This window comes from Aureimonas sp. AU20 (genome assembly GCF_001442755.1).
Classification (GTDB): Bacteria; Pseudomonadota; Alphaproteobacteria; order Rhizobiales; family Rhizobiaceae; genus Aureimonas.
On the sequence record NZ_CP006367.1, the window covers coordinates 2,541,733 to 2,553,639 of the forward strand.

10 protein-coding genes are annotated in these 11,907 nt (G+C 64.9%); 6 read left to right on the plus strand and 4 right to left on the minus strand.

Annotated features, from left to right (window positions below; translation table 11 throughout):
- Positions 1–185 precede the first annotated feature (185 nt).
- A complete protein-coding gene (locus M673_RS11280) occupies positions 186–1,364 on the minus strand; it encodes an N-acetylmuramoyl-L-alanine amidase (RefSeq protein WP_082639371.1) in 1,179 nt (392 codons plus the stop codon).
- Between the two features lie 567 nt (positions 1,365–1,931).
- Here M673_RS11280 and M673_RS11285 point away from each other — a divergent pair.
- Positions 1,932–4,829: an Rne/Rng family ribonuclease gene (locus M673_RS11285; RefSeq protein ID WP_061976156.1), complete on the plus strand. Its 2,898-nt coding sequence runs from the start codon at positions 1,932–1,934 to the stop codon at positions 4,827–4,829.
- A 62-nt stretch (positions 4,830–4,891) separates the two neighbouring features.
- Here M673_RS11285 and M673_RS11290 read toward each other — a convergent pair whose 3' ends face one another.
- On the minus strand, positions 4,892–6,061 hold the full coding sequence (locus M673_RS11290) for a pyridoxal phosphate-dependent aminotransferase (RefSeq protein ID WP_061976157.1): 1,170 nt from the start codon (positions 6,059–6,061) through the stop codon (positions 4,892–4,894).
- 101 nt (positions 6,062–6,162) lie between these two features.
- On the opposite strand from M673_RS11290, the gene M673_RS11295 reads away from it, so the two are divergent.
- The 5 genes from M673_RS11295 to aat all read left to right on the plus strand — a co-directional run bounded on the left by M673_RS11295 (position 6,163) and on the right by aat (position 11,149).
- Complete coding sequence (locus M673_RS11295) at positions 6,163–7,554, plus strand: M48 family metalloprotease (RefSeq protein WP_244493156.1); 1,392 nt, start codon at positions 6,163–6,165, stop codon at positions 7,552–7,554.
- Complete coding sequence (locus tag M673_RS11300) at positions 7,551–8,345, plus strand: DsbA family protein (RefSeq protein ID WP_061976158.1); 795 nt, start codon at positions 7,551–7,553, stop codon at positions 8,343–8,345. Before M673_RS11295 ends, M673_RS11300 begins: the two co-directional genes overlap by 4 nt.
- Positions 8,346–8,581: 236 nt before the next feature.
- Entirely contained in the window at positions 8,582–9,064 is a 483-nt protein-coding gene (gene accB, locus M673_RS11305; protein WP_061976159.1) for an acetyl-CoA carboxylase biotin carboxyl carrier protein, read from the plus strand.
- Positions 9,065–9,117: 53 nt separating this feature from the next.
- Positions 9,118–10,470 carry an acetyl-CoA carboxylase biotin carboxylase subunit gene (gene accC / locus M673_RS11310; protein ID WP_061976160.1) on the plus strand — a complete coding sequence of 451 codons (1,353 nt, stop codon included), beginning with the start codon at positions 9,118–9,120 and terminating at the stop codon, positions 10,468–10,470.
- 7 nt (positions 10,471–10,477) lie between these two features.
- The gene (gene aat / locus M673_RS11315; protein ID WP_061976161.1) at positions 10,478–11,149 is read left to right on the plus strand and encodes a leucyl/phenylalanyl-tRNA--protein transferase; all 672 of its coding nucleotides are present in this window, start codon (positions 10,478–10,480) and stop codon (positions 11,147–11,149) included.
- Here aat and M673_RS11320 read toward each other — a convergent pair.
- Positions 11,089–11,499, minus strand: coding sequence for a DUF2155 domain-containing protein (locus M673_RS11320; protein WP_061976162.1), 411 nt, complete (start codon positions 11,497–11,499; stop codon positions 11,089–11,091). The two genes, aat and M673_RS11320, sit on opposite strands and share 61 nt — an antisense overlap.
- A 17-nt stretch (positions 11,500–11,516) precedes the next feature.
- Positions 11,517–11,906, minus strand: coding sequence for an NADH:ubiquinone oxidoreductase subunit NDUFA12 (locus M673_RS11325; RefSeq protein WP_061976163.1), 390 nt, complete (start codon positions 11,904–11,906; stop codon positions 11,517–11,519).
- Between the last annotated feature and the right edge of the window lies 1 nt (position 11,907).

Consider the following 11,907-nt stretch of genomic DNA (forward strand, 5'->3'; position numbering starts at 1 on the left):
CCCTATCGCCTGCATTTCAGGATGCGCCCGAACAGCGCGACACGACTCGCCCGGTCTCGAACCTGCGATCGCCTCGTGCACCCTTGCGTTCAAGGTTCGGACTTTCTTCATAAATGAGGCGCCCCGATGTTGCGAGGCGCCATTGCCGATCCGTTGTGGCAAATGCATCACGCGCCCCGGTAGCGTCAATTCGATCCGCGCTGATCCACAATCGATCGATGCCGGGAAAACGCCTCGATGGAGCGCGCCAGGATCGAGGCGACCTTCTTCTGCCACTCAGGGGACGTCAGAAGCTTCTCCTCCTCATCGTTCGACAGATAGCCCATCTCCACCAGGACCGAGGGCACGTCGGGCGCCCGAAGCACGCGGAAGCCAGCCGATCGCTTGGGATTGTTGATGAGGCTGACGCCACCGGTCTTGAGTTCGCCGACGAGGCTGAGCGCGAAATGCTCTGAGAAGCCTTCCGTTTCCTGCCGCACGAGATCGACCAGAATGTCGTGGATCTCCGGCGCGTCCTGATCCCACTCGGCACCGGCGAAGCGATCGGCCGAGTTTTCGCTTTCGGCGAGTTCGCGCGCCAGCCCGTCCGACGCCTTTTCCGACAGCGTGTAGACCGTCGCGCCGCGCAGATCCTTGAAGCGAATGGAGTCGGCATGAAGCGACACGAACAGGCCGGCCTTGGCGCGGCGGGCGATCGCCGCGCGCTCGTTCAGCGGAATGAACGTGTCGTCCTCGCGCGTCATCTCGACCTTGATGTTGGGGAAAGCGGACAGCGCCTCGCGCAGCGCGAGGCCGAAGGCGAGATTCACCGCCTTCTCCTCCGTACCCTTCTCGCCCGTCGCACCCCGGTCCACCCCGCCATGGCCGGGATCGATCACCACGACGAAGGGTCCGGACGGCGCGGGGGCGCCATGCGCAGCGGGCGAGACGTCGCGCGCCCGCGCCGCCACGGTGAAGTCCGCTTCCTTGCCCTTTGCGAGCGTCAGGGAGATGCGCGTCTTGCCGTCTTCGCGCTTCAACTCGACATCGGGGCGCACGGGGCCCTTCAGCTCCATCAGCAGGCGATAGCGATTGGGGCCGGCCAGCCCTTGCTTGATCGAGCGAACGAAGCGCGCGCTCTTTACGTCCGGCAAGACAGCCGCCGAAAGCGCATCGTCGAGATCGAGCGTCAGCCGGAAAGGTTTCTTGAGCGCCAGAAGCTGCGGATCGGCGGCACCATCGAGTTCCACAACGAGATGATCCGCCTCCCCTTCGCTGGTGATCCGAATCGAGGTGACGACCGAGGGATCGGCGGCGCGCGCCGCAACCGGGCCGGCGAGAAGAAGGAGACCGAGAGCGGCCAGGCAGACAAGAATTCGGGACATGCGAAAGCGAACCGGGCGTCTGGCAATGGTGATAAAGCCGTTCGTAACGGCCCAACATGGCGGGGAACTGCCTCTTTGAGAGGCTTGGCCCTTGTTTAGGCGCGTTCCACACCATAAAAGCAGAAGTGGGGCTACCGCGTCGATCGCTGAGTGGCTTCGCGACCGATCGGGACGGATGACATCGTCCGTCCGATCGAGACGCGTAGCCGACTTGCACGTTGCGCCATCTTGCACGGTGCGATCGTGCGCGACGAGCCCCCGGCAAATTCTCTCCGTCCGATTCCTATCGGCGGAACAGCATCATACGGACCGGCCACAAGGTCGAACGTATGTCTTTTCATCGGCCGACGAAACGGCCACCAGTTGTTGCAGGTCGCGTGCGCGTGTCGTCAGCATTTTTTCAATCCCGGATAGACCGCCTCCTGATTGGACGGGCGAAGCATCCTTTGACCGGGATCTTGCTGGCTCCGAACCGCACGGCGCCTGAGGGCCCACCCTTCCCGATTTTTCAACCGGCGCGGCGCGTCGGACCGTCCGGCGGGGTCAGGGTCTCGGAGTTGAGATTCCATGGCAAACAAGATGCTGATCGATGCGTCGCATCCCGAAGAAACCCGGGTCGTCGTCGTCAAAGGTAACCGGATCGAGGAATTCGATTTCGAGTCCGAACACAAGAAGCAGATCAAAGGCAATATCTATCTGGCGAAAGTGACGCGGGTCGAACCCTCGTTGCAGGCCGCCTTCGTTGAGTACGGCGGCAACCGGCACGGTTTCCTCGCCTTCAGCGAAATCCATCCCGACTACTACCAGATTCCCGTCGCCGACCGCCGCGCGCTGGTCGAGGACGAACTCGCCCGCGCGGCCGAGGAAGAGGACGAGCTGGAGCGCAAGCCCGCTCGCGAGAGCCGTTCCCGGCCCCGCCGCTCGCGCGACGGCGGAGCGAAGGCGGCCGAAGCCACGGACGAGAGCGTGTCCGAGGACGTCTCCGAAAGCGAGACCGAAGTCGACGAGATCCAGGACGCCGACGAGGAAATCGCGGAAGTCGGCTCGGCGCAGGTCGGCAATTACGGGGAACCGGGTTCGGACGATTCCACCGTCGTCGAAGCGTCCAACGGCGAGTCCGTCTCTGAGGAGGGCGAAGGCGCGTCCGAGGAAACCCGCAGCGCTCGCGGCAACGACGACGATGGCGGGAAGCGCCGTCGCTCGCGCCGCCGCACGCGCTCGTCCGACCAGGAACCTGCCGCATCCGAGGACGAGGCCGAGCAGGTCGACGATCTCGGCAGCGAGGACGCGCTCGAGGAAGTGCCCGTCCGCTCGCGCCAGCCGCGCAAGCAGTACAAGATTCAGGAAGTCATCAAGCGCCGCCAGATCCTTCTGGTGCAGGTGGTCAAGGAAGAGCGCGGCTCCAAGGGCGCGGCTCTCACCACCTATCTGTCGCTGGCCGGCCGCTACTCCGTCCTCATGCCGAACACCGCGCGCGGCGGCGGCATCTCCCGCAAGATCACCAACGCGGCCGACCGCAAGCGCCTGAAGGAGGTCGTGCACGATCTCGAAGTGCCGCGCGGCATGGGCATCATCCTGCGCACGGCCGGCGCGAACCGCACCAAGGCCGAGGTCAAGCGCGACTACGAATATCTGATGCGCCTGTGGGAGACGGTGCGCACGCTGACGCTTCAGTCGACGGCGCCGACCCTCGTCTACGAGGAAGGCAGCCTCATCAAGCGCTCGATCCGCGACCTCTACAACAAGGACATCGATCAGGTCCTCGTGGCGGGCGAAGCCGGCTACCGCGAAGCCAAGGACTTCATGCGGATGCTGATGCCGAGTCAGGCGAAGGTCGTTCAGCCCTACCGCGACCCGACCCCGATCTTCGCGCGCCAGGGCATCGAAGCCCAGCTCGATAAAATGCTGCAGCCGAACGTGACGCTGAAGTCCGGCGGCTACATCATCATCAACCAGACCGAGGCGCTCGTCGCCATCGACGTGAACTCCGGTCGCTCGACGCGCGAGCATTCGATCGAGGACACGGCCTACCAGACCAATCTGGAAGCGGCAGAGGAGATCGCCCGCCAGCTTCGCCTGCGCGATCTCGCCGGCCTGATCGTCATCGACTTCATCGACATGGAGGAGAAGCGGAACAACCGGAACGTCGAGAAGCGCCTGAAGGATTGCCTGAAGGACGACCGCGCCCGTATCCAGATCGGCCGCATCTCGCATTTCGGCCTTCTGGAGATGAGCCGCCAGCGCATCCGCGCCAGCGTTCTCGAGTCCACGATGCAGACCTGCCCCGTTTGCAACGGCAACGGTTTCATCCGCTCCGCCTCCTCGCTGGCGCTGCATGTGCTGCGCACGATCGAAGAGCATCTCCAGAAGCACGGAACGCATGACCTTCAGGTCCGCGTTCCCACCGCGACGGCGCTCTACATCCTGAACGAGAAGCGCCGGACCATCGACGAGCTCGAGGCCCACCACGGGCTGCGCATCACGCTGGAAGCCGTGGAAGGCCACGGACACCAGCATATCGAGATCGAGCATGGCGCCGAGGCCGTGAAGCGTCCGCGCCCCGAGCCGGTGCGACCCGTCACTCTCGCGCCGGAAGACGAAGTCGAGCCCATCGTCGAGGACGAAGAGGAGATCGTCGCGGTCGCCGCCTCCAACGAGATCGAAGAGGCGCCGGCGCAGGACGGGACGGAAGAAGAGCGTCGCGATGCCTCGCGCCGTCGCCGCCGCCGTCGCCGCAACGGTCGCAAGTCCGATCTGGCGGCCAATGCCGACGAGTCGGAGAACGGCACCGAAGAGGACGGCCCGGTTTCGGACGACGAGACTGGTGAGGTCGAGGTCCAGGGCGAAGCGGAAGCGCTTGCCGGTTCGGACGAGGACGACTCGACCGACGAGAACGGGGACGACGAGAACGGCAAGAACCGCAAGCGCCGCCGTCGCGGCCGTCGAGGCGGTCGCCGCACGCGGGACGACGAGGCGCAGGACGCGCCGGTCATGGACGTAGCAGGCGGAGCCGGAGCCGACGAAGCGCTTCCCGATGTGGTGGCTGACGACGTGGCCTTGGACACAGGAGAAGCCGGCGAGAGCGAGCCTGTGGAGATCGGCGACGTCGCGGAGCGGTCTTTCGAGCCGGAGATGACCGACGCGGTGGATGCAATCGAAGGCGTCGATCTCGACGGCCGCACGCTGTCCGATCTGGAAGCCGATCGCAACAGCGACACGCCTGACGAGAACGAAGTGATGGCCGCCAGCGCCGAAGCCGGTGCCTTGATCGACGCGAACCCGCCGCTGGACGAGGTCTTCCCTTCGGACGCCGCGCCGGCACAGGCCGAGACCGAAGAGCCCGCCCCCGCGTCGGCCGAGCCGCGCGCACCTCGACTGACGACCAATGGCGTCGATCTGCCGGATACGAGCGAGGACACCCGTCCCAAGCGCACCGGCTGGTGGTCGCGTCGCGGCTTCCTCTAAGACGCCAAGCCTGACAAGAAGAAGGGCGGCCAGATGGCCGCCCTTTTCCGTTTCAGAGACCGCTACCGATTCAGGAAACCGGCGAGCCGTTCGACCGCTTCGGCAATATCTGCGGTGGATCCCGCATAGGACAGGCGAACGAAACGCTCGCCCCTCACCGGGTCGAAATCGATGCCCGGCGTGATCGCCACATGACAGGTCTTCAGCACCTGCGAGCAGAAGTCGCTCGCGTCGCGCCAGCCTTCCGGCAAACCGGCATAGGCGTAGAAGGCGCCATCGATCGGCGCGATGTCGGTAAAGCCCAGCGACGGCAGGCGCTGCGCCAGAACGGCGCGGTTCGTGATGTAGTCCTGTTTAGTCCGGTCCAACTCCACCACCGTGTCGAACACGGCTTCCGCCGCAACCTGGCTGAGCTCCGGCGCGGAAATGTAGAGGCTCTGCCCGATCCGCTCCGCCGCACGCACCAGCGAGGGCGGAAGCACCAGCCAGCCGATGCGCCAGCCGGTCATGCAGTAGTATTTGGAGAAGGAGTTCACCGCGATCACGCGGTCCGAGAATTCCAGCGCAGACACGTCCCGGTCGGCATAGGTCAAGCCATGGTAGATTTCGTCGGAAATGAAAGCGATGCCTTCCGCGTCCGCGAACGTGATCAGCGCCTGTAACTCGTCGCGCGGCGTCACCGTCCCGGTCGGATTGGCCGGGCTGGCAACGAGGACGCCCTGCAGCGGCTCGGCACGATGCGCTGACCGCAGATGCTCAGCCGTCAGGATGTAGTTCTCGTCCGGGCCGACCGGGATTTCCACCGGCACCAGACCCAGCGCCTTCAGAATGTTGCGATAGGCGGGATAGCCCGGGTTGGCGATGGCGATCCGATCGCCGGGATCGAAGGCCGTGAGAAACGCCAGATTGAAACCCGCGGACGATCCGGTCGTCACCATGATCCGCTCGGCCGGCACGTCCACGCCATAGGTCTCGACATAGTGGCGCGCGATGCGGTCACGCAGCGAGGTGCGGCCGAGGGCGTCGGTATAGGCAATGCGTCCCGCCTTGAGGAACCGCTCCGCCGCCTCCGCCGCGCGGCTCGGAACGGGCGCGGAGGGTTGGCCGACGGCGAGCGAGATGACGGGCACGCCAGCCGCCGACATGCGGTTCGCTTCCGCCAGCACGTCCATCGCGCGGAACGGATCGATTTCCGAACGTCGGGATGCTTTGATCACGCGGCTGGTATACATGTCGGGTCTCACATTCGCCGGAAAGACATGCCCTCGAACGGGCGGGTTCTTGGGCTTTCGCCGTTCATAGGGTCCGGCCAGGGAAGATGGGAAGGGTTGGCATGAAAGATTGGCGCCGACGTTTGTCGACAGGCTGCCTGGCACTGGCGCTCACGGCTGCGACGCTCGCTGCGACCGCGACGCCATCCGTCGCGCAGTCTGCCGCCCGGCAGCGTCTTCCCGTCGTGCGCGACGCCGAGATCGAAAGCCTGGTGAAGGACTACGCGGCGCCGATCCTCAAAGCGGCGGGCTTGTCGCCGAACCGGGTCGAAATCGTCCTCGTCAACGATCTCAACTTCAACGCCTTCGTGGCGGGCCGGCGAATCTTCATCAACACGGGCACACTCCTCGATTCCGAAACACCGAACGAGACGATCGGCGTGATCGCGCATGAGGTCGGGCATCTCGCCGGTGGGCATCAGGAGCGCTTGCGGGACCAGATCGCCCGAGCGCAGACCATCGCCGTCGTGGCCGGTTTGATCGGCGCCGGCGTCGCGGCGGCGGGCGCGGCCTCTGGCTCGGGCTCCGTCGCCGGCCTTGGCGGCGGTCTGATGACGAGCGGCAGCGGTATCGCGCAACGCAGTCTCTTCGCCTACCAGCGGACGGAAGAGACCACGGCCGACCGCTCCGCCCTGACCTATCTCCGCAAGACCGGCCAGTCGCCCAAAGGCCTCCTCGACAGTTTCGAGGGGCTGATGCGAAAGAACATGCTGGCCGGCGTTTCGCGCGACATCTACCTCTCATCGCATCCCGCGCCGCAGGATCGAATCGGCTTCCTGCAGACGGCAGCCCACGAGAGCCCGTTCTTCGACAAGAAGGACTCGCCCGAGATGCAGCAGCGGCACGACTTCGCCCGCGCGAAGATCGCGGCGTATAATGGCGGAGCGACGCAGGTCCGCCGCACCTTCGGGCGCGATCTCTATTCGCTTCCCGCGCTCTATGGCGACGCGATCGCCACCCATCTCGCCGGTTCGCCAAAGGCCGCACTCGACAAGATCGACGCGTTGATCGCCAAGCAGCCGAACAATCCGTGGTTTCAGGAAGTACGGGGCGAAATCCTGATGGCGGCCGGGCGCGCGGGCGAGGCGGAGCAGGCCTTTACCAAGGCCGCCAAGCTCGACAAGTCCCGCTCCGGGCTTCTCCAGGCGTCAATCGGACAGGCGATCGTCACCGGCGGCGACAAGGTCAAGATGAAGGAGGCGATCGCGCAGATCCAGCGCGGCCTCGAGGCCGATCCCGACAATTCCTCGGCCTATCGCTTCCTTGCCATGGCGTATGGCCATCTCGGCCAGATCGGCGACGCCGAACTCGCGACCGCCGAAGGCTATTGGGAGGCCGGCAATTTCACGCAGGCCAAGATCTTCGCCGCCCGCGCCCAACAGAAATTTCGCCCGGACTCGCCGCAATGGCGCCGGGCCCAGGATATTCTCGTGACAAAGGTCAAGCGTTCATGACAGCCCCCATTCAGCAAGGCTCGCGCCTTCGCCCCGCCCGGCTCGGCACGCGCGGCCTTCTCATGCTCGCCGGCCTACTGACGCTCGTCAATGCACCCGCGAAGGCATTCGACGACGCGCAGACCCGCGACATCGAAGGGATCGTGCGCAACTATCTTATCACCCATCCCGAAGTCCTGATCGAGGCCATGCAGGCGCTCGAAACCAAGCGCGTGAGCGAAGAGAACGACACGCGGCGGAGCACTATCGAGTCCTCACGCGACGCGCTCCACGCGACGCCGGATGGCACGGCGCTCGGCGCGGCCAATGGCGATGTGACGCTGGTCGAGTTCTTCGATTACAATTGCGGCTACTGCAAGCGCGCCGCCAGCGACATGGACGTTCTCTTGGAAAGCGACAAGAAGCTGCGTGTCGTCCTGAAGGAAATCCCTGTCCTTGGGCCAGCCTCCGAGGCCGCAAGCCGCGTCAGCCTCGCCTTTCGCTCGGTGAAGCCCGAAAGCTACGCCGCGTTCCAGCGCAAGCTCCTGGCGAGCCGGGCCCAGGTGGACGAGGCCCGTGCCCTGGAGGTGGCCGAAAGCTTCGGTGTTGAGGCCAAGACCCTCAAGCCGCTTCTCCAAGGTTCGGCCGTCCAGGCTGAACTTGCCCAGGCCAACGGGCTCGCCATGGCGCTCGGCATCAACGGTACCCCGAGCTATGTCGTCGGCGACGAACTGGTGGCTGGAGCCGTCGGTGCCGACGCACTGGCCGGTAAAATCGCCAATGTCCGGCAGTGCGGCAGGGCGAACTGCTGAGATTCCTTGATCTCGGCGCCAAAAGGGAGCTTTTCCCAGGAACGACGCCGGTCTATACGCCAGTTCAAACGGATCGCGTCCGGACAGGCGTCAGGACGCGGGTGCTCAGACCTTACTCTCGTGCATCCGCGTTCGAGGCGAACCCATCGGTGGTTTCCAGGCCGGGCGCGCGCCTTTCCCGGACTTGTCGGTCGCCGAGCGGCGCGGCCCAACCATTTTGATTTCGAAGGATTCCCATGCAGAACTCGGAAACGAAAGTCGATCGCTCTCTTGTCCGCGAGCTCGCCGACATCCTGAACGACACCGATCTGACGGAAATCGAGATCGAGCAGGGCGAGCTTCGCATTCGCGTCTCGCGCAAGAAGGAATACGTGGCCGCCGGCGGCTATGCCGCGAGCGTCCCCATGCAGATGCAGGCGCCCATGCCGCAGGCCGCATCGATCCCGGCTTCGCCCATGGCACCGGCCGCAGCACCCGGCCCCGAGGTCGGCTCCGTACCCTCGCCCATGGTCGGCACGGCCTATCTCTCGCCGGCGCCGGGAGCCAAGGCCTTTATCGAGATCGGCCAGCAGGTCAGCGAAGGCGACACGCTGCTGATCATCGAGGCCATGAAGACCATGAACCAGATTCCCGCCCCGCGTTCGGGGACGATCAAGCGGATCTGCGTCGATAACGGGCAGCCCGTCGAATACGGCGAAGCGCTGGTGGTGATCGGCTGAGCCGGTCCCCACGTACCGTTTCAGCGCACCCGTCGATCGATGAAAGGCCCGTCATGTTCAACAAGGTACTGATCGCCAATCGCGGCGAGATCGCGCTTCGCGTGCTGCGCGCCTGCAAGGAACTCGGCATCGCGACCGTCGCGGTCCATTCCACGGCCGACAATGCCGCAATGCATGTCCGACTTGCGGACGAAAGCGTCTGCATCGGTCCGCCCCCGGCGCGCGACAGCTACCTGAACATTCCGCAGATCCTCGCTGCCTGCGAGATTTCCGGCGCCGACGCGGTGCATCCCGGCTACGGATTCCTGTCCGAAAACGCCCGCTTCGCCGACATTCTCGACGCGCACAACATCACCTTCATCGGCCCGACCGCCGACCACATTCGGATCATGGGCGACAAGATCGAGGCCAAGCGCACCGCCAAGCGCCTGGGCATTCCGGTCGTTCCCGGTTCGCCCGGCGCCGTGACGGACGATGTCGAGGCCATGCGCATCGCCAAGGAGATCGGTTTTCCCGTCCTGGTGAAAGCGTCAGCCGGCGGCGGCGGTCGCGGCATGAAGGTTGCCAAGACCCCTGAGGACTTATCCGTGGCCTTGTCCACTGCGCGTCAGGAAGCCGGCGCGGCCTTCGGCGACGACGCGGTCTATCTAGAGAAATATCTCGGCAAGCCGCGCCATATCGAAGTGCAGGTCTTCGGCGACGGGATGGGCAACGCCATTCATCTGGGCGAGCGCGACTGCTCGCTGCAGCGCCGCCACCAGAAGGTCTGGGAAGAGGCGCGCTCGCCGGCTCTGGACGACGCCCAGCGCAGGCGCATCGGCGAGATCTGCGCCAACGCCATGTCCGAGCTGCGCTATCGCGGCGCGGGCACGATCGAGTTCCTTTACGAGAACGGCGAGTTCTATTTCATCGAGATGAACACGCGGCTTCAGGTCGAGCATCCCGTGACCGAGGCGATCACCGGGCTCGATCTCGTTCACGAGCAGATTCGCGTGGCGGCTGGCCAGGGCCTGTCGGTGAAGCAGTCCGACATCAATTTCCTCGGCCATGCCATCGAGTGCCGCATCAACGCCGAGGACCCGCGTACCTTCGCGCCGTCGCCCGGCCAGATCAGCTACTACCATGCGCCGGGCGGGCTCGGCATTCGCGTCGATTCAGGCGTCTATCAGGGCTACACGATCCCCCCCTTCTACGACAGCCTCATCGGTAAGCTCATCGTCCACGGCCGCACACGCAACGAATGCCTGATGCGCCTGCGCCGTGCGCTGGACGAGATCGTGGTCGACGGCGTGAAGACGACGCTGCCGCTGTTCCAGGACCTCGTAGACAATCCCGACATCCAGGCCGGCAATTACGACATTCACTGGCTCGAGCATTACCTCGCCGAGGCGGTGAAGGCGGCGTGAGCCTTCCATGGCGCCGAGTCGACGCGACGAGGATTTCCGGCTAACGCCGGAGATCCTGCTTCGGGCCTATGCGGCCGGGCTGTTTCCGATGGCGGAGGATGCTGAGGACGATTCGATCTACTGGGTCGATCCGACCCTGCGCGGCGTCCTGCCCCTCGACGACTTCCACGTGCCGCGCAGCTTGGTGAAGGCGATCCGCCGGGATACGTTCGATATTCGCGTGGACACGGCCTTCTCGGCTGTGCTCGATGGATGCGCGGAACCGGCCCCAGGTCGCGAGCACACTTGGATCAACCAACAGATTCGCGAGCTGTATCTAGAGCTTCACGCGATGGGCTATGCCCATTGTGTGGAAGCCTGGGAGGGCGACCAACTCGTCGGCGGCCTTTATGGCGTCAGTCTTGGAGGCGCTTTCTTTGGAGAAAGCATGTTCTCCCGCCGCACCGACGCGTCGAAGATTTCCCTGGTCTATCTCTGGGAAAGGCTGACACGCGGCGGCTACACGTTGCTCGACACGCAGTTCATCACCAACCACCTGTCGCGCTTCGGCGCGGTCGAGATCCCGCGCGAGGCCTATCGCAAGCGCCTTGAAGCGGCCTTGGAACAGACCGCGAGTTTCTACCCGGCCGGCGCCGGAACAGTGGAGTCGGTCTTGCAATCTTTGAGCCAGACGTCATAGACGGGATGCTCGACGGCGTTGAGGCCGGGCGAGTCCGCAAACATCCAACCCGAGAAGATGCGGCGAATCTGGCGGTCGAGCGTGATTTCGTCGACCTCCACGAAACTGTCCGTCTTCGGCGTTTCGTCCTGAGAACGGGTGTAACAGGCGCGCGGTGTCACCTGCAGCGTACCGAACTGAACGGTCTCATCGACGGCGACGTCGAAACTCGTGATCCGACCGGTGATCTTGTCGAGACCCGAGAAGACCGCGACCTTGTTGGCGATGCGGGCGGCGGAGGCTGGCGCCGGTACGAGCGACGCCGCCAGAAGCCCAGCTCCCAGCAGCCCGCGAGTAAAAGAGGATGTCATAATTCGCGTGGCCCTGATCAGGGCTGCCACGCGTCGTAATCGCCGGACACGCGCGGCCGCTCGGCCGTGTTGAGCAGCGAGCCCTTCGGGCGATAAGCCCGTCCCGTGCCGGTCAGGTTCGCCTGATGCGGCTTTTCCCAATCGCGCGGACGATAGTCTTCCTTCGGGGGCGGCGTGTCGACGCGATGATGCATCCAGCCGTGCCAGCCCGGGCCGATGGCGGAAGCCTCGGCCGGTCCGTTGTAGATGACCCAGCGGCGCTTGCCGTCGGCGGACTGGTAGTACAGGTTGCCGCGCTCGTCCTCGCCGACCGGCTGACCGAAGCGCCAAGTGTAGAAGCGCGTGCCGATCGTCTGGCCGTTCCACCAAGTGAAAATCTGAAGAAGCCAGGGGCTGACTTTACTCATC

Bases quoted from the DNA above. Each gene is read 5' to 3' on its own strand.
- M673_RS11280 (WP_082639371.1), bottom strand. From the start codon at position 1,364: ATGTCCCGAATTCTTGTCTGCCTGGCCGCTCTCGGTCTCCTTCTTCTC.
- M673_RS11285 (WP_061976156.1), top strand. From the start codon at position 1,932: ATGGCAAACAAGATGCTGATCGATGCGTCGCATCCCGAAGAAACCCGG.
- M673_RS11290 (WP_061976157.1), bottom strand. From the start codon at position 6,061: ATGTATACCAGCCGCGTGATCAAAGCATCCCGACGTTCGGAAATCGAT.
- M673_RS11295 (WP_244493156.1), top strand. From the start codon at position 6,163: ATGAAAGATTGGCGCCGACGTTTGTCGACAGGCTGCCTGGCACTGGCG.
- M673_RS11300 (WP_061976158.1), top strand. From the start codon at position 7,551: ATGACAGCCCCCATTCAGCAAGGCTCGCGCCTTCGCCCCGCCCGGCTC.
- accB (WP_061976159.1), top strand. From the start codon at position 8,582: ATGCAGAACTCGGAAACGAAAGTCGATCGCTCTCTTGTCCGCGAGCTC.
- accC (WP_061976160.1), top strand. From the start codon at position 9,118: ATGTTCAACAAGGTACTGATCGCCAATCGCGGCGAGATCGCGCTTCGC.
- aat (WP_061976161.1), top strand. From the start codon at position 10,478: ATGGCGCCGAGTCGACGCGACGAGGATTTCCGGCTAACGCCGGAGATC.
- M673_RS11320 (WP_061976162.1), bottom strand. From the start codon at position 11,499: ATGACATCCTCTTTTACTCGCGGGCTGCTGGGAGCTGGGCTTCTGGCG.
- M673_RS11325 (WP_061976163.1), bottom strand. From the start codon at position 11,906: ATGAGTAAAGTCAGCCCCTGGCTTCTTCAGATTTTCACTTGGTGGAAC.